This window comes from Neobacillus drentensis (assembly GCF_036965425.1).
GTDB lineage: Bacteria > Bacillota > Bacilli > Bacillales > Cytobacillaceae > Neobacillus > Neobacillus drentensis_F.
This window is the reverse complement of record NZ_JBALPP010000067.1, coordinates 36,732-55,505: the sequence shown is the minus strand read 5'-3', so window position 1 is coordinate 55,505 and position 18,774 is coordinate 36,732. Positions and strand designations below refer to the sequence as shown.

Annotated in this window: 15 protein-coding genes and 1 pseudogene; 5 read left to right on the top strand and 11 right to left on the bottom strand. The window is 37.0% G+C overall.

Annotated features, from left to right (window positions below):
* Positions 1-323 precede the first annotated feature (323 nt).
* Positions 324-1,544 (top strand): helix-turn-helix domain-containing protein, encoded by a 1,221-nt coding sequence (locus tag V7161_RS17450; RefSeq protein ID WP_335714227.1) that lies wholly within the window; start codon positions 324-326, stop codon positions 1,542-1,544.
* 63 nt (positions 1,545-1,607) lie between these two features.
* On the opposite strand, the pseudogene V7161_RS17445 reads toward V7161_RS17450, so the two are convergent.
* The 9 genes and pseudogenes from V7161_RS17445 to V7161_RS17405 all read right to left on the bottom strand — a co-directional run.
* Positions 1,608-1,715, bottom strand: a pseudogene (locus V7161_RS17445) (5' nucleotidase, NT5C type); the annotation flags it as partial.
* Positions 1,716-1,818: 103 nt separating this feature from the next.
* Complete coding sequence (locus V7161_RS17440; RefSeq protein WP_335714226.1) at positions 1,819-2,892, bottom strand: alpha/beta fold hydrolase; 1,074 nt, start codon at positions 2,890-2,892, stop codon at positions 1,819-1,821.
* Between the two features lie 23 nt (positions 2,893-2,915).
* The gene (locus V7161_RS17435; protein ID WP_335714225.1) at positions 2,916-3,464 is read right to left on the bottom strand and encodes a polyhydroxyalkanoate biosynthesis repressor PhaR; all 549 of its coding nucleotides are present in this window, start codon (positions 3,462-3,464) and stop codon (positions 2,916-2,918) included.
* Positions 3,465-3,480: 16 nt separating this feature from the next.
* On the bottom strand, positions 3,481-4,089 hold the full coding sequence (locus V7161_RS17430; RefSeq protein ID WP_335714224.1) for a hypothetical protein: 609 nt from the start codon (positions 4,087-4,089) through the stop codon (positions 3,481-3,483).
* A gap of 94 nt (positions 4,090-4,183) precedes the next feature.
* On the bottom strand, positions 4,184-5,455 hold the full coding sequence (locus V7161_RS17425) for an MFS transporter (RefSeq protein WP_335714223.1): 1,272 nt from the start codon (positions 5,453-5,455) through the stop codon (positions 4,184-4,186).
* A gap of 125 nt (positions 5,456-5,580) precedes the next feature.
* Positions 5,581-7,485, bottom strand: coding sequence for an alkyl/aryl-sulfatase (locus tag V7161_RS17420; protein WP_335714222.1), 1,905 nt, complete (start codon positions 7,483-7,485; stop codon positions 5,581-5,583).
* A 143-nt stretch (positions 7,486-7,628) separates the two neighbouring features.
* Positions 7,629-8,837: an iron-containing alcohol dehydrogenase gene (locus V7161_RS17415; RefSeq protein ID WP_335714221.1), complete on the bottom strand. Its 1,209-nt coding sequence runs from the start codon at positions 8,835-8,837 to the stop codon at positions 7,629-7,631.
* Positions 8,838-8,875: 38 nt separating this feature from the next.
* Complete coding sequence (locus tag V7161_RS17410) at positions 8,876-10,393, bottom strand: aldehyde dehydrogenase family protein (protein WP_335714220.1); 1,518 nt, start codon at positions 10,391-10,393, stop codon at positions 8,876-8,878.
* A gap of 62 nt (positions 10,394-10,455) precedes the next feature.
* Positions 10,456-11,973, bottom strand: coding sequence for a long-chain-fatty-acid--CoA ligase (locus V7161_RS17405; RefSeq protein WP_335714219.1), 1,518 nt, complete (start codon positions 11,971-11,973; stop codon positions 10,456-10,458).
* 136 nt (positions 11,974-12,109) lie between these two features.
* On the opposite strand from V7161_RS17405, the gene V7161_RS17400 reads away from it, so the two are divergent.
* The 4 genes from V7161_RS17400 (at position 12,110) to V7161_RS17385 (ending at position 16,998) form a co-directional block, all read left to right on the top strand.
* Positions 12,110-13,036: a LysR family transcriptional regulator gene (locus V7161_RS17400; protein ID WP_335714218.1), complete on the top strand. Its 927-nt coding sequence runs from the start codon at positions 12,110-12,112 to the stop codon at positions 13,034-13,036.
* A 284-nt stretch (positions 13,037-13,320) separates the two neighbouring features.
* The gene (locus V7161_RS17395; RefSeq protein ID WP_335714217.1) at positions 13,321-14,817 is read left to right on the top strand and encodes a spore germination protein; all 1,497 of its coding nucleotides are present in this window, start codon (positions 13,321-13,323) and stop codon (positions 14,815-14,817) included.
* A gap of 20 nt (positions 14,818-14,837) precedes the next feature.
* Entirely contained in the window at positions 14,838-15,923 is a 1,086-nt protein-coding gene (locus V7161_RS17390) for a GerAB/ArcD/ProY family transporter (protein WP_335714216.1), read from the top strand.
* Positions 15,916-16,998 (top strand): Ger(x)C family spore germination protein, encoded by a 1,083-nt coding sequence (locus V7161_RS17385; protein ID WP_335714215.1) that lies wholly within the window; start codon positions 15,916-15,918, stop codon positions 16,996-16,998. Before V7161_RS17390 ends, V7161_RS17385 begins: the two co-directional genes overlap by 8 nt.
* Before the next feature lie 84 nt (positions 16,999-17,082).
* Here the strand turns inward: V7161_RS17385 and V7161_RS17380 are convergent, their stop codons facing one another.
* On the bottom strand, positions 17,083-18,201 hold the full coding sequence (locus tag V7161_RS17380; RefSeq protein ID WP_335714214.1) for a Ger(x)C family spore germination protein: 1,119 nt from the start codon (positions 18,199-18,201) through the stop codon (positions 17,083-17,085).
* On the bottom strand, positions 18,195-18,761 hold the full coding sequence (locus V7161_RS17375; RefSeq protein WP_335714230.1) for a GerAB/ArcD/ProY family transporter: 567 nt from the start codon (positions 18,759-18,761) through the stop codon (positions 18,195-18,197). The genes V7161_RS17380 and V7161_RS17375 overlap by 7 nt, the downstream gene beginning before the upstream one ends.
* Positions 18,762-18,774: the final 13 nt, after the last annotated feature.

The following is an 18,774-nucleotide window of genomic DNA, read 5'->3' as shown; positions in this document are numbered from 1 at the left end:
GAAAGATAGTGTAAAATAAGAGTGAGAATAATTAGACTACTCTATTAATTCATATTGTACTTGATTTTTGTTCTCGGCAAATTGGGGGAATTTTTCATCAAGTCGTTCTAACATCACTGCATAATTTGTCATGATTCCTGTAAAGCATTGTCAAATTTTGAAGAATTGAACGTTTTTTTTGTAAAATCTTAAACTGTTAGATTACTTTTATATGACATTTTTTGAACTATATTAAAAAAATCATCTTTGTACTTGGGGGAATCTTGTTTTTCCTAATTCTCGAACACATCAAGATAAAATTTTTCTAGAAGGAGAAATTCATTATGTATGAGGGGAAAATCATTAGGTTTTACCGCGAAAAATACCAAATTACCCAAGAGGAATTAGGATACGGGATTTGTTCTGGAACACATATTAGTAAAATTGAGCGTTTACATACTGAATATGCACCTGAAATTATCACTCTTTTATCCGAGCGTCTAGGAATAAATATCGAAAATGAAATAACAAAACTTAAAAATATAAAAAAGCGCTTACATAATTGGCATGATGTTATTATCATGCAATTATTTGAAGAAATGGATCTTATTAATCAAGAACTTGAGCAAGAAGAATTAATTCAAATCTCTGATTATATTAATTTTTATAAGTTACTTCGGGTCAGGTATTTACTAACGCATAATTTGACCGAGGAAGCATCAGACATCATCGCTGAAATCCAAAAGAAAGAAGATAAATTATCATCTTACGAAGCTAATCTGTTCAAACACGTTTTAGGAGTTTACTATTTAGCAAAACATGAAAACCTCAAGGCAATTCAAGCATTAAAATCAATTGATGAGGCAGTTTACGATAACAAGGAATATACCTATCATTTAGCAGTCGCTTATCATTCCATTGAATCACCTGTTATGGCTTATTTTTTCGCAGATAAGTCGCGTCAATATTTTAAAGAAATTAATAACTATCTTAGAGTGATTGATGCAGAAATGCTTATGGTGATTCAAGTAAAAGATGATGGAGATTTTAAAGAGACTATTCAGAGGTTTGAAAGCTTAATCAAAAGCTGTGACCTTTGTCATTCACCTGCTCGAAAAGCAAAGGTAATACACAACTTAGCTTTTGAACACTTTAGAAGAAAAAATTATGAACCAGCTAATAAATACTATAAAGAGTCAATGAGTCTTAAAGATCGTGTATCAAGCCCATACTTACTTTCTCTAGAAGGGTATATAAACAGTGCATATTATGGGGGGTTACTTCCAAAGGATGAATTATTACAACTGGCAAATGAAGGACTTGAAACAGCTTTAAATAAAAATGACCAATTATTTATAAACTTATTTACCTTACTTAGTTATTTAATTCAAGATAAAGAACGGGAATACCATCAATACTTGTCCGAACATTCATTACCGTTGTTTGAAAAATTGGGGATTGTCTATTTAATTAAACGTTCAAAAAAAGAATTGTTTAATTATTATTTTAAAAAGAAACAAAATGGTAAAGCCTTAAAAATGGCCCATGTTTTGATTAATCATTAAATAGAAGAGGCATGCCACATACAGTGACATGCCTTTATTTATAAAATAATTGTAACTAGGTCTCTAACAGTTTTTAAAGTTAATATTATGTGGTGCTGTAAATAAAATTCCTCGGCCAGAAAATTGTTCCAGATTTCTTACATGGTCATCAATAAGATAATCTGCATAAATCGTAAATTATACCTTGGGTATGAGTATCAGCAAATAAATGCTGCCTAAAAAAAGATAAGCGGGAAGGATTAGAATCCTTTCCGCTATTTCTTGTAAATAAAAATTATACAAGTACTTCCCCAATTTCCTCTGATCGAGCCGAAAGCCACTTATCCCAAACTTCAGCGAATACCCCGGTCAATGCAAGCGAAACATGTCCACCTTCATAAACCTCATAAGATTTATCTTTACTTGAAACAAGGTCCATCAACGGTAGACTTTGCTTCTCTAATATAATTGTATCACGTGAGCAGGAGAATACAAAAAGCGGGCAGTTTATATTCTTTAAATCCACCTTTCTGCCGCCAATCACCAATTCTCCCTTTATGAGTTTGTTCTCTTGATAGAGATCGTTAAACAGCTGTTTGAATGCAGCACCTGCAAACGAAGTAGAGTCCTTCGTCCACTTATCCATTCGGCGCCACTTTTCTACATATTTCTCATCATGTGCACGGGTGAAGAGATTGATTTTAGAACTTGCAATACCCGGTGATACCATCCTAAATATCAAATACATAATTTCTGATGGAATTGTCCCATATGAATCGGCAAAACGGTCAAGACCTAGCTGCCCTTTTTGTAGTGCTTCCAGTAATTTATCAGGAAAGATGCCGATACTAAAATCGATTGGAACGGCTGCGAGGGATAAATTCTTAATTGGCAGTTCTGTTATGGAAGTCAAGATAGCCGCAATGGTTCCACCCAGGCAATAACCGGCAAGGGATATTTCCTTTGCACCTGAATGTCTTAAAGCTCGTTTAAGGGCGTTCTCCAAATAATCAATGATATAATTTTCAAGGCTGATGTCAGCATCTTCAAGCCCAGGGGATCCCCAATCCAATAGGTAGACATCATAGCCGCGCTCGGTAAGTCCGCCTACAACACTGCTTCCTTCACCGATATCAAGAATGTACGCCTTATTTAACAAAGAGTAGACTAGAAATACTGGGATGGCATGTCTTTTTTCCTTTGCAGGATGATACCATAAGGTTGCTTTATTTTTCTTCCAGACTGTCTTTCTTGGTGTAGGCACAATCTCTGGCTTTGGCTCGGTCATAATTTTATAAAGCTGGTTCCACCGTTTCGTTTCTTTTTCTAAGTTTAAATTTGGAAAAAGGTTTGTTCCAAATGCGTTCATTATAATCACAGCTCTCTTCAATGTTATTTATTAATACCGGTGAGCACCAGTTCTTTATCCTGCTTCTTTTCCGGTTCTTTTTTCTGCTTTTCCCGCCGTATTTCGATGAGATCTCTCTCTATTTCTTTCCGCAATTCCTGAAGGTCAGCATTCATTTTTTGCGTTTCCGCCACCTCTTTGGACATCTTTTGGAATTCATTCTTCATTTGCATGACAATATTGACTACTTCTTCGAACATTCCTGAATTTTCTTTAGTAATGGAGCTTACAGTGTCTTGTAATTTCCAAATTTGTTCTTCTAAAATATCAATTTTTTCTTCTGTTTGAATAGATAGCTTTGCGGCATTAGCGACATCTTTCTTTGTCGGAATATTCATTAGTGCCGCAATTTGCTCTTGGTTCTTTCTAAGTCGCTCTAGATAAAATGAATAGGAATTGAGGCCAAAACCTGCTGTGCGAACAAATTCTTCGTTGTTTGCTAGGTTATATAATAGGCCATTTACTTGTTTGTCCCACATTTCACTCAATTGGTTGAAACCAAAAAATGGATCAAAGGTTTTTTCATTTGACATAGTTGCTCTCCTTAAATTAAGACTTTGTAGGTTCTTTTTCCATATATTTATTTAGCGGGAAAATAAGGTCTTTGAATGGTGTTGTAAACAGATTAACAAACCCTTTTTGAAATTCATAAATCGGATTTCCTGCTTGTTTAACAGCTTGGATATATTGCAATCTTCCTTTTTTCCTAAGATCCATATATTGATCAATCATTTCTAGGTATTTCTCAATCGCCTGGAAATTTGCAATCGTTTGACTAGGAGTACTTAAGGGAGTCAATACACTCTTTTGAATCTGATCCATTTGCGCATTCATTTCCTCATAAGACTGAATCGGAAAGAAATGCTGCAAGGTGGTGGTTGACATTAAAAATTGTTCTCTTGCAGTCTTTTCCCATTCAGTAAATTCCTTTGTAAATTGCTCTGCAATTGCTTTTATATTTCCCTGATTCCGTTGTACACCTTCAGAGAGTCGTTTCGAGAAGACTTCGTCGCGATGTTCAGCACACTTTGCCCATTCATCTAATTCTTGATATCCATATCTCCAGAGCAGGTCTAGGCTAGAAAGCGATGGTCCATTTACGCCATCGACAGTGATTTCTTCTGTTGATTTTTTTTGATTTTCTTTTTTTACAGCCACATTACGCACATCCTTAATAAAAATATATTTGGTTTAGTTTGAAATCTAGGTTCTTAATGATTCCGATTGAAATAATCTCTAATCAAAGTTGCCATTAGAGGTTGACTGTTCTTTTTTCATTCTTTGTTGCACTTCTTTGTTTTGGCTTTGCGAAAAGGAACATGCACATCGCTGTAACCACCATTGCAACAGAGATTCCATAAATAGATGAGCTAAAACCCACAGCTGGATTTGCACCTGAAGATTGAATGAGCTTTCCAAAAATAAGGGGAGCAAAAATACCTGATGATGTCATGATTCCATAATAAGTTCCTGTCATAAGGCCTCTCCGTTCAGGATATAAACTAATGATTACTGCTGGATTAAGATTTCCAGCTGCAGCCACTAACGTATACACGATAGAAAGGATAATGATGATTGAACCCTTTCCAGTAACTAGGGGATATAACGCGTATATAAAGCCTCCTAGGATCAGACTACTGGCAGAAAAAAGAATTCTCGACTTCCATAAATTTAGAGTTTTTTTGTAAATACGATCTGAAATGATTGCCATCACTAATGCGAGTATCGCGCCAATTAATCCAGATATAGCAATGATTTTTCCAGACTGTTGTTCAGTGAACCCCTTAACTTTCATTAGATAGGCGGGATTAAAGGTAATTCCAAAGACAATATAAGAAAAGCCGATACATGCAGCTAAGGATGTAAAAATAAAAATAGGAGATCGTAACGCTTTCCACTTGTCTTTTCCATTTGTCTCTAGTTTGTTTTCCCGTTTTCTTTCCTCTTCTTCAAACAAAACATTTGGTTTAAGTCTTCCGAGCCAGAGCCAGCCAATTAACCAGACAAAGCTAATAATGCCCGAAATTAAAAACGTTTGTTTCCAACCAAAATTTGACATTAAATAAACCACAGTTGGAGCTGAAACCGCTATTCCCACAACATTGCCAAAATTCAGGATGGATATGGCTAATCCACGTGATTCCGGTTTAAACCATTTACTAATATGACTGGTTGCGGTTGCTTGAAAAGGACCTTCTCCTATACCTAGTAATACCCTGCTAAATAAAAGTAGCGGAAGGCCAGAAACAAACATCACCATTGATTGCGCAATGGTCCAAATAATCGCCATAACTACCAATAATTTTTCTGTTCCATAACGATCAGATAAAGAAGCCCCTAATATTCCGGCTAATGGGAATAACCAAAAAAAACTGCTTCCTACCATTCCAAATTGAGAGAAAGTTAGATTCAAATCCTTCATAATATGAATTCCGGCTAACCCTGTAATGGATTTATCGGAAAAATTAACAATAGACAAAATAAAAAGTGCAAGTAAAATAACCCATTTGGTCCAACCTTTCATTCGTACCCCTGCCTCTCAACAAATATTTCTTAATTTTTAATGGCATTAACTTTTTATACCTAAGGAAGAAACACCTGCATTGTTCACCTTTAAGCGGATAAATTTAAGCAGGTGCTTATTGTTAATTAAGGTGTTACGATATTGGATAATCTGTCAAACTCGTCTAATAGTGATAAAAAGTCATTCAATTTTGTTTGATCACCAGAAATGTTTAATTTACCTGCTGCTGCTGCTTGTTCTGGTGAAAGCAAGCCGAGTCCAACCCCAAAGAATGTTAATCGTTCCAGGGTTAAGGAAACATCCGGATTAGCGTCTAATTTTCCAGCCTTATAAATCAAAACGGAGTTTTCTAAATAAATAGCAACGGTTTGGTTAATATCTGATAGAGTTACATTCAACGTTATTTTTTTACCTTCTGCCTTGGGTCCGTTTAGTTTAACAGCAATCAGCTTTAAGAAATCTTCTATTGGCATATGGTTGATAATTCCAGAAACATCTAATGGGGCAGGATCTTTATTGATTCCATTCCTTAGTTCGGAAGCACCAACAAGATAAATATTACGCCAATTGGCTGATTCGGCTTGGTATCCTAATTGTTCGTATGCATCTGCCAATAAATTTTTGGCTTCCGTATTTTCTGGGTCAGCCATTACGACATTTTTTAATACTTGAGATACCCAGCGGTATTCCCCATTTTCAAAATCAACTTTTGCTTTTTCCAAAATGGCGGTCGCGCCACCCATGTATTCTACATATTTTAGACCTGTTTCCACTTGTGGTAGTGGATCTAAATCGGAAGGATGTGCACTATAATAACCCAAATAATAATTGTAAATCCCCTTTGAATTATGCTTTAACGTACCGTAATATCCACGATTCCCCCAATACGTATCTAAAGATTTTGGAAGTTTGATTGTTTCAGCTATTTCCTCCATAGTAAATCCATGGTTGGCTAAACGGACTGTCTGGTCATGCATATATTTATATAAATCGCGCTGCAATCTCAAATGTCCTAAAGCACGATCTTTACCCCAAACAGGCCATGCATGAATCATGAGCAAGGCATCAATCTCTTCATGTTCAAATAAATCAACGGTTTTATCAAGTGAATTAGCCCAATGCAGGGCATCCCGAGTTTTTGCACCTCTAACCGTATAAATTTGATGCATCAATTGATTGGCATTCTCTGACACAAATAAAGCTTTATAATCCCGTATATAAAAATGCATTTCAGCAGGTGCTTCCGTGTTTGGGGTTAATAAGAATTGAAACGTTATACCATCGATTTCCATCGTTTGGATTTCGTTTTCTATTTCAACCGTAGGAAGCGCAAAACTCATTGATCCAGAACTCATCGTATTACCTATACCGATCGATACCGAACCTTCCCTGCCATCTGGTATATTTTTACCGAACTGATACTCGGCTCGACGCGCCATAATGGTACCCAAAAGCACATTTTCACTTAACGCTTCTTTTGTAAAATGTTGAGGAGCGATAATTGGAATTGACGGATTATCCGCATACTTTAGAACGGCTTGGATACCACCAAAATGGTCCGCATGGCTTTGACTAATAATAATGGCTGAAACAGGCTTTCTTGGACGATGTTTATAATATATTTCCATTGCAGCTTCAGCAGATTCTGTACTTCCTGCTGTATCACAGACAATAACTCCTTGTTTTCCTTCAAAAAAGAAAGTGGTAGCCATGGATTGTCCACGCACTTGATAAATTCCTTCTACTACTTCAAATAATCCAGATATAGCTTGTAATTGAGCATTTCGCCAAAGACTAGGGTTCACTGTCTCTGGAGCAGTGTCGATTAGAAATTCTAACTTATTAATGTCCCAAACGACTTCCCCAGAATGATCTTTTAGGATAGTAGATTCCAAAGGTGCAATAAAACCGCGGTTCGCATCCTCAAAATCCTGTAGATCTTCGAAATTTAGAGATTCGTACACTGCTAGGTTTGCCTTTTTTGTAAATAAAGTAGCGGATTTAGATTGATTTAATAGTTTGCTTATCATGTAAACCTCCAAGGATTATTGATTTTTAAATTCACAAAAAAGGAAAACACTTTTGACTTCCTGGCCATAATGTTGGTCTTTGACCATACAAGAACAGGAGGTTTTCAAGTGTTTTCCGTATTACAAGATTACCAATGTTCGTGTTAAGCCTCTATTGCTTCTAACGCGAACACTTCATTTATCACTTTGGTGATAGTAGGGGCTGGGATCTTGAAGAAAACTCCTGCTGGGTCATGGTGAACAGCCGGCACCAAAAGTTTTAGCTTATCTTCATTACATTCAAATTCCACAAAAGTGTCAGGTAAATTCACAGCTTTGCGGAGATCTCTTATATATTGGATAACTTCCTCTAAACATTTTTCCGGTTGTTCTGATGGATTCGCAATACCTAATGCTTGAGCAAATCCTGTTACTCGCGGCAAATAGTATGCAGGCAAAGATTCCATTACATTAGGCAAAAGCACAGCATTAGCCAGTCCGTGCGGGATATTGAATTTTGCCCCGATCGCATGTGCCATATTATGAACTGGAACGGCATTCAGGCATAAGCAGAAAGCAGAAATGGCCATCGAACTTGCCATTAGCATATTCGCTCTGGCTGAAAGATCGTCCCCATTGTGAACTGCAGTACGCAAATTGTCTACAATCATCCGAATTGATTGCAGGGCATAGGCATCTGTCATCGGATTGGCCTTCGGTGAAAAATAAGCTTCCACTGCATGTGTCAAAGCATCAAATCCAGTAAACGCGGTGATTTTAGGAGGAAGTCCTAATGTTAAATCCGGGTCCAAAATCGCCATATCCGCATTGATGAATGGATGAATCAGGTTTGATTTAATTCCTAGATTTTCATTAAGGATAACTGCTACTGGTGATACCTCCGCACCTGTTCCCGCCGTTGTCGCAATGGCTACATGCGGAATCGGAATATAATTGGCTTCTGGCCACCATTCCATCACATTTCCGGTAAGAAGAGAATCACGAATATCATCTAAGCCTTTATGAAGCATCCACTTAATCCCTTTTACTGTATCCAAGACGCTGCCGCCGCCAAGAGCGATCAAGGCATCACCGTTGCACTCTTTAAAAAAACGTGCCCCCCGATTAATAATTCCGCCCTTTGCATCCTGTTCGATTTCATCAAACACCCCGACTAGCGCTGGCGTACCAGGCATGATTTCAAACAATTCTTTAATTTTCTTTGTAATTCCGGCTTGGGTTAACCCTTTATCCGTGTAAAGCACAGCCCTTTTACCGCCAAGCCCTTTAATCATCTCAGGAAGCAATGTCCTAGATCCCGCCCCGCTATTGACAACCGTTCGTACAGAAAATTGAAAAAATGATGTCGACATTAAATCACCTGCTTTTTAGATTTGTATTGATAAAATTATCACAATAATATTTGATACCATGGTCTTTGGCTTACTTCAGGCACGAGTGAGCAGTGGACATGCTTGAGTTGAGAATATTCATCCAATGCATGGCGTCCTAATTCCCGGCCAAAACCGCTTTGCTTGTATCCGCCAAATGGCGCATCACTTCGGAGCATATGCCAATCATTGATCCAAATCGTTCCTGCCTTTAATTCACGGGCAATTTGCATGGCTTTATTTACATCCTTAGACCATACGCCGCCTGCTAGTCCATAAATGGTATCGTTCGCAATTTCGATTGCCTCCTCAACAGTGGAGTAACGAATGACGGAAAGAACAGGTCCAAAAATTTCCTCTCTCGCAATCTTCATGTCATTTTGAACATCGGCAAAAATGGTCGGTTCAACATAATATCCATTTTCAAATCCTTCTACGATCCTGCGCTTTCCTCCGCAAACCAATCGTGCCCCTTCTTGAATACCAGATTCAATATAAGAAAGAACGGTTTCCAATTGCTGCTGTGATACGAGCGGCCCCATACCTGTTGCGATATCTAATGGATTTCCAATTGTAATCGAGCTGGCAAGTTCAGCTAATTGTTCAATGACTTGTTCATATATGGAATCATGGACGAGAACACGAGTGCCTGATTCACAAACTTGTCCAGAGTGTGATAAGAATCCGAATAAAATGCCTGGAATAGTAATACTCAAGTCAGCATCCGGCATCACGATGGCTGGTGATTTACCGCCTAACTCAAGGGTGACGCGTTTTACCGTTCCGGCTGCCATCTGCATAATGCGGCTCCCGACTTCGGTAGAACCGGTAAACGCAACTTTGTCCACACCTGGATGGGTCACTAGCGCTTCTCCAATGCTGGCTCCAGGGCCAGATACCACATTAAAGACACCTGCTGGTATTCCTGCTTCAGCAGCCAATTCCGCTAATTTCAAGGTAGACAATGGTGTATTGGATGCTGGTTTGACGACGATTGAGTTCCCCATTGCGAGTGCCGGAGCCAATTTCCACATCGCTAGAATCATAGGAAAATTCCACGCGGTTATGGCAGCTACAACTCCAAGCGGTTCCCGCCAGACCTGGTTATTGCTTGGTCCAGGGAATGGTAACGTAGGAAGGGATTCGACATACGGATACTCAACAGTGAACTTTGCTGTTTGCTGTAAGAGATCGACAATGGATAAGATGTCCATGTTTGAGATTCGTCGAACAGTTGCTCCTGAACTAATTGACTCCAAGTAACCCAATTCTTCAGCATGTTCAATAATCTTGTTGCCAAATTTGATTAGTACTTTAGCACGTTCCTGTGGGGATTTTTTAGACCATACTCCCGTATCAAAAGCCTGGCGGGCAGATGAAATAGCCGCCTCCACATCTTCTTTCCCGGCTTTTGCCACCTTTGCTGCCACTTCACCAGTTGCAGGGTTTATTACCTCAAACGTTTCTCCGCTTAACGCAGGCTTCCACTCCCCGTTTATAAAAAGTGGAAATTCCAATGTTTGCACTGCTGCTTTCATAGCAATTCCTCCTTATTTTTTAAAAACCAATCATATTTTTTTTAAAAAAGTTCCCGGTCAAACTAATAAACTTCCACTTGTTCAACACGCAAAGCTCTTCTCAAAATCTTTCCTGTGCTGTTCTTAGGTAATTCCTTCATAATTTCCACTTGTTTTGGCAGCTTGTACTTTGCAAGCTTGTCCTGGCAGAAATATAGGATGTCATCCATCGTGATACCCTCATCATTAATGACCACAAATGCCTTCACGATCTCTCCGTATTCTTTATCCGGAACTCCGATCACCGCCGTTTCCACTATGGCCGGGTGTTGGTATAATACCTCTTCGACTTCTCTCGGATAGACATTGTATCCTCCAACGAGAATCATATCTTTCTTACGGTCAACGATATAAATGTATCCTTCATCATCCATTCGTGCTAGATCACCGGTATAAAACCAGCCATCTTTCAAAGCAGAAGATGTAGCTTCCTGCATTCCTAAATAGCCAATCATCACATTGGGACCTTTTACAATTAATTCGCCGATTTCGCCTCTTGGAACTTCCACTCCATTCAGATCCACCACTTTATTCTTCACTTCCGGTATATCTATTCCCACAGAGCCTGGTTTTCTTGTTCCCCGTAACGGATTGAAAGCTGTTACAGGAGCCGTTTCTGATAGGCCATAACCCTCTAATACGTGGACATTAAACTTCTCTTCGAATCTATGTAATAATTCAACTGGAATCGAAGCACCGCCTGAAAAGCAAGCCCGTATCGCCGAAAAGTCTTCTGCCGTCGCCCCTGGCACCTGTAACAAAAAGCTAAACATGGTCGGAACCCCAGCAAAAAGCGTCGCTTTCTCTCTTCTAATCGTGTTGATCACTTCGGTTGGGCTAAATTTCGGAACAATGACAATGGCTGCCCCGCAAGCAATCGGAATATTGATACATGTCGCGATACTAAACACATGAAACATCGGAAGAACCGCAATGATACGATCTTCTTCAGTAAATTCGGTAAGCTGGGACATGGAAGCTACATTGGATGCCATATTCCGATGGGATAGCATCGCACCTTTCGGCTTACCTGTTGTACCGGAAGTATAAAGAATGACCGCCAAGTCATCATCTTCGATGAAAGGGCTTTCAAAAGCTTCTTTTGGTTCCTGAATGAGACACTCCCAAGGCCAATCGTTTTCACTTGAATCTGTATAGATGGTCATTTTCAACTTTTCTAGTTTTACTCTTAACGGAGCAATTGTCACTTCCAACCATGAATGAGCAATAACACCTACTGCTTGGCTATTCGATAAAATATAGGAAATTTCTCCCGCAGTGTAAGCAGGATTAATTGGAACAACCACTGCACCTGCCCGAAGAATCCCATAGTAAGCAATTACAAATTCAGGACAATTACCAAGCAATAGAGCGACTCTATCACCCTTTGCGACTCCTGCGGCAGATAGGGCTGATGCAGCACAATCTACCAATTTATCAAGTTCTGCATATGTTTTACTTTGATTCAGAAATGTATAGGCAGTGCGATTTGGAAATCTTGCTGCACTGTTCTTTAAATTAACATTCAAATTCAAAGACATCCTTTTCCTTTCCTCCTTTTATTTTTTAGAAAATTAAGATTTCCTTGAATTTATTATATATATAATTTACACTGAAATAAATCAACCATTAATGAAGTATATAGAAGTTCAGCTTCTATATTTAAAGGAGAAATTTATGCATATCGAGCAATTGGAATATATTGTAAAGGTTGCAGAAACAGGATCTATTTCGATCGCAGCAGAAACCCTGCATGTTTCTCAATCGGGAATCAGTCAATCCATTACTAGATTAGAAGAGGAGTTGGGCGTAAAAATATTTAAACGCCACCGACGACTTGGTGCCGTTCCAACCGATGAAGGAAAAACGCTGATTAAAAAGGCATATGAAGTAATTATGAAGCTTCAAGAATTTAAAGAAGCAGCTCAAACTTATAACACAGTCAATTCTGGAAACTTAAAATTATCATCTATTCCCGGATTTATGCTGTTCCTGTTAGAACCTTTATCTTCTTATAAACATGCCTACCCAAATGTGGATATAGAAATTTCAGAAAAACCGGTCCAGCATATTATCGAGCATGTGCAAAATAATCAAATTGACATTGGGCTAATTACGATTTACGAAGATTTATTGAAAAAAAGAGAAGATTTACTTTTTGAAGTAATCCTTGAAGGAAAGATGATGGTATCCGTTAGCAAAAAGTCACCATTTGCAATAACTAAAACCATAACTCCTCAACAACTGATGTCTCAAAATGTTATTTTATATAATGGTGATTATGTAAAACAATTTGCAAGTAAGTTAATAAGTAAATTTGGACCTATGAATATATTATTTACATCAGATAATACAGAAGTAATTAAAAAGGCGATTGCGGAAGGCTTAGGAGTTACTATCGTACCTGATTTTACTTTGTTAAATAATCCAGATGTTTTAAGCGGTGAAATAGTCCCTGTTGAAATAGTAGAGTATGACCAAGAAACAATAGGTCTAGGATGGGTCCGCTCCGTTCATAATAAATTTTCAAAAAACACAAAGAAATTTTTGGAACATTTTAAATTCCACTCCCGGATGCTGACCTATTCATCTCAAAATGATTAGTGTTAAAGAAAACTCCCTTCCAAATGAAGGGAGTTTTTATTGTAGAACTCATTTATGAATTAAAACGTGTTTTTAATTCTTATTGGTAAAAATCAGAAGAACCATATCCATTTTCTTAAAACTAAAATAAATATTTATTCATTATCATTTTTTTACAAAAAGCTATTAACATTATTTCCCCTTTATTTGTTTACCAAAATAATGTAAGCAGAATAATATATGTAAATTTGAATAAAATCCCCCATTTTACACAAAATGAAAAAAATGATTTTAGAGGGATTTAGATGAAGATAAAAAATGGCGATAAGGACAATAGCAAGACCTCCCACAAAACAAATGATCAAAATTGGCTTGAAAGATTATCCAAATCGAATGATTTCGTTCATGAGCATACTTCCTTAAGAGAAGAAGAGCCTTTTTGGATTTCATATTATCGTACCCTTATTTCATCGGACATTTTACACCAGGATGTTCTGCCCTATTTACAGGAACCACTTCCACTAGAGGAATTAAAAAGTAGAATCCCTGTCCAGGAGATTATCTTAACCAGGGATGAAGAGAAAATCATCCAAAGCATTATGAATGGGTCCTTGGCTGTTCAAAAGCAACAACATGATAAAGAATGTTTATTAATCAATATTGCAAACAGTAAATTTCGTGATGTTGGCATGCCAACGATGGAATCCTCTGCATTAGGCCCGCAGGTTGGATTTATTGAAGAATTAGACACCAATATTAATCTTATCCGTAAAAGACTCCCTGTTCCAGAACTGCTCGTCCATGAAATGAAGGTTGGCGAACTATCAAAAACTAGAGTAGCAGTACTATACATGGATGGAATTGCTGATCCGGAAAATGTAAACACCGTCATCCAAAGAATAAACGATATTCAATATGACCATATACAAGATAGTTCTTACATCTCTTCGATGATTGAGGACAATTCAAATTCTTTGTTTCCTCAATCGATTTCAACGGAACGAGCAGATCGGGTAGCTGCTGGATTAACAGAAGGAAAGATAATCATTGCTGTCGATGGTTCACCAAATTTAGTCATTCTTCCCGTTACCTTAATGGAATCTTTTATTGCAATGGAGGATTATACTTACTCCTGGATTATTGGAAATTTCTTTCGTTTATTACGATTACTAGCCATATTTCTCTCGGGTATGGTAACTCCGATGTATGTAGCCATTATGACTTATCATTATGAATTGATTCCTGCTCGATTATTGGAGACGCTTGTCGGTTCAAGAGAATCGGTACCCTTTCCCCCATTCTTGGAGGCACTTTTTTTAGAATTAATGATTGAAATGGTAAAAGAGGCCGGAATCCGACTTCCGCTTAAAATTGGCCAATCCCTTGGGGTTGTGGGTGGAATAGTAATCGGGCAAGCGGTTGTGGAAGCCGGCTTAACAAGTAATGTTTTGCTTATTCTTGTTGGACTCGGAACTTTGGCGTCATATACATCACCTATTTATAAATTTAGTAATACCATCCGATTTTTAAAGTTTCCAACCATCTTTCTTGCCCAATGGTTTGGTTTGTTTGGAGTGTTTTTAACCTTCCAATTTATACAAGTTCATCTACTGCGATTGACGTCATTAGGGCGTCCTTATATAAGCCAGTATCCAATACGTTCTACTTCCTTTCAAGATTTGTGGGTGAGACTTCCTTTTTCTATGCAAAAAGAAAACCCCAAAAACTTGAGGTCCCAAAAGAAGAGGAAATCTACTGGTACCGGAAGGAAACCAGAGCCAATGAACGATTTTTATGAATAAATCGTAAAGGAGAATTTCATTTGCAAGCGAATACTAGGCATCAAGTTTCTCCTTATTTAGTCTTCTTTATTATCTACAATTCTCAGGTTGGTGTTGGAATATTAGGATTTCAAAGAACGATTGCCGAAAAAGCAGGATATGATGCCTGGATTGGTGTACTCGCTGCCGGTTGTTTAGTTCAAGCTTTTATATGGGTTAGTTATAAACTTCTGGGAAAAGTCGATGGGGATATAATTGATGTTCATACAATTCTTTTCGGAAATGTTCTAGGCAAATTATTTAGCTTTTTCATCATCATTTATTACTGGCTGGCCAGTGTATCTGTTCTTCTTGGTTTTATAGAAATCGTTCAAGTATGGATGTTTCCTACCATACCATCTTGGATTCTTTCATCTTTACTTCTAATATTAGTGTACTACTCTGTATCAGGAGGATTTCGGGCAATTGTCGGCGTTTCTTTTATTTCGTTTATTTTTCCGCAATTATTGTTAATCTTCCTTTATATATTCCCGTTAAAAATAGCTCATTTTGCCAATTTGCTGCCGCTTATGAACCATTCTTTCATGGATATGATGGATTCGACCAAAAGCTCGATGTATACTTTAGCGGGAACCGAGGCATTATTGATGTACTACCCATTTATAAGGGATTCTAAAGCCTCGAGAAAATTTGCTCATTTAGGTGTACTGTTTACTACTTTACTATATACGGTCTCTTCTATTGTTTCCTTTACCTTTTATAGTGAAAAAGAGTTAAAAACAACGATTTGGCCGGAACTTTCTTTAACGAAAATAATTAAGCTATCCTTTTTAGAGCGGTTTGAATACTTATATATCTCTATGTATTTAATTATTGTCACTTCATTGATTGCACTTTTATTATGGTGCTCGAGCAGAGGCTTAAAGAAGATATTTTGCAAGAAACAAAAGTATACATTACTCATCCTTAGCTTGATAAGTGTGGTCATCTCTCAATTCATACCCGAAACCTTCAAGGAAATGCTGGATAAAATGATTACTCAAATGAATTTATATATTTTTTACGGCTATATCCCTATACTCTTACTTGTAATTACCTTTTTACGGAGGAGTAATCAAAATGGTTAATCGGTTAGTAATTTGGTTATTTCTTATTTTATTATTATCAGGATGTTCCTTCCTCCCCACAAATATCGTTAATGAAATTAATATGTCACAGGGGGTAGGGTATGATCTGGCCGGAAAAAAGGGCATAAAGGGCACGATAGTATTTCCTATTTTTAAAAAAGACAAATCCTCCTATAACGAAGTCAAAACAGCCCTTGGCCATTCTAGTAAGGAGATACGTACCAAATTAAATAACGAATCAAGATATCCATTGGTAAGCGGACAGCTTCGATTGGCACTTTATGGGAAAAAATTAGCAACGAATGGTATTAATGATGTTGTCGACACGTTAAACCGTGATCCCTCTATTGGAAGCCTTGTGCAAATGGCTGTTGTTGATGGTGATGCAACTGAATTGCTAAAGATAAAGAAATACAAATTGGAGAATGTATCGATTTATTTACAAGAATTGCTCGACCAAAATATGCAATATGGCTTGCTTCCTCGAACAGATTTACAGACCTTTTTATTTCAATATTTTCAAATAGGACAGGATCCCTATTTACCATTACTAAAGAAAGCAGATAGTAACATCAGAATCACTGGATTGGCCATTTTTAAGGATGATCAATATGTTACCTCTATTTCAAGGAAAGACCTTTTTATTTTTAAAACATTAGTTGATAAAAACAGGAATGGGTTACGCCAATTTATTTTGGAAAATCGTGATAAGGTGGTTCTTGAAACTATTAATTCAATGACAAAGTATAAAGTAAAAATTGTAAACGGCAGACCAGAGTTTTCGATTTATCTCAAAATAAAAGCAAAACTTCAAGAGTTCGCTCCTTCAAAGAAACAAAGACAGACATTTGATAAAAAGAAATATCAAAAACAGGTTGAACAGGAATTGGAAAAAAGCGCCTTAAAAATCATCACACATTTTAAGAACCATCAAGTAGACCCTCTCGGTTTAGGAGCAAAATATAAAGAGCATTATCGCGGATTTAATGAAAAACAATGGAAAATGTATTATCCCAACGTAAAAGTTCGTATAAATGCGGATGTAGAAATCCGACAAACGGGAATTATTGATTAACTTTTCAATAAAATAACCCATCAATCGCGGAAAGGATTATGTGCCTTCACCACGATAGATGGGTTATTTATTGGAACTATCTGTTCAAAATATAATCCCTCTTTTCACTGTTTCAACCTTGACGTTTATTTTAAAGGGCATGCTAGGATATTCATCTTCCCAATTTAGTTTTTTCCACTCTTTATTATGATTAGCGATTAAATATCTACCAATACCAAATGCATCACAATTAGCACTTTTTAGCGTATCCACCATTGCATTCGCTTCTTTTTCAATGCTTTGAGCTACTTTTTTATTAAGTTCTGACTCCTCTTTTTGACCATATAATGACCCTTTTGGATATTCATTTATTTCGATAAACAGCTTAAGGTTTATGGTTGCAGCTGGCTTTCCATTTTCCATTTTTATATTCATCTTTCTTTTCGTTTTCAAAACGGAAAATGAGACATAATTTTTTACTTTTTTACCCTCATTGGTTTCTAGACTTTCTGTCAGCTTAATATCCTTGCGCTTTTCTCCTTTTGCCATTAAAAATATTACTGGTTTGTTGCCTTTTAACGTTCTGCCTGTAAAGCTTCTCTTGTGAAATAGAGCCACTCCGGTAACTTTGACCGTGTCTTTATCTAATTTTTCCATATACGGAAGCGTAAAATCCTCTCCATCGTCAAACATACTTGTTAGAATCGTCTGTTGATTTTCTACAGGAACAATCGTATGTTCTTCCGCACTTTTTAATAGCTCAATCAAGGCTTCACTTATTAAATTTTCCTTTAATTTTTTCATTTTGATAATATCTGATGCTTGGCCTTTCACTACAGCTACTTTTGCTGCAAGCGAACTTCTAGGATCACGAAAAAAGACATCGAAGTAAGGATAAAGGTCCTTTCTTGCAATTTTGTCCCCAATTAATAAGATTCTTAATTTATTTGGTTCATAAACACCCGGAATTTGTTTGTCCACTTCTAATCTTGTTTCCCTAATAGTATTTGATATTTCCTCAACTATGTAATTAATAGACTCACTTTGACCGCCAGAAATGATTTTGCTTGTTCGGATTGCAGTTGTAGCTTTAATTTTGTCGTTTTTCGCTAAATCGAGACCAATACTTAAAACAAGCGAGCTATCCTTTAAGAGCTTTTCATCCCAGCATCCTGTCAGGACAAGCAAAACCATCAATATTAAAAAATCTTTTCCTCTCACCATAGAGGTTCCCCTTCATTCTTTTCTTTCCGTTGGAAAAGGAAGGACGAAATGATAGCCAATAACGGTATTCCTACTGAAAAAATGGAACTTAAAATAGTTATCATTTTAAACTGCGTAATAATTGATTCTTTTGATACCGGAATGAACAGAACAAGAAAATAAACAAGAATTGTAATGATGGTTGTTGGAATGGTTCGTTTATTTAAATGAAATAGCGTACAAAATCCAATATTTGTTAGATAAATATAGGAAACATAACTGGTCATCATCATAACAATCCATAATGAAACAATAATAAGATCCAACCTCTCTATGACTCCAAAAATTGTAATTGATTTAAATAAATATAAAATAGGTTGTGGAATCAGAATCAATTCTTTTGAACTAAAAAATAAAATACAGGTTAACATCACATATATATAGGTGAATGTTATGAATGAAATGGAAAACATAGAGGACTTAGCCTTACTTTTTATAGTACCCTTTACAAAAGGTAAAATGATTAATAAGCTGTCAAACCCTAAAAACGACGGAATGCTGCTTCGACTTCCTTTTAAAATTTGTGGAAAGCTA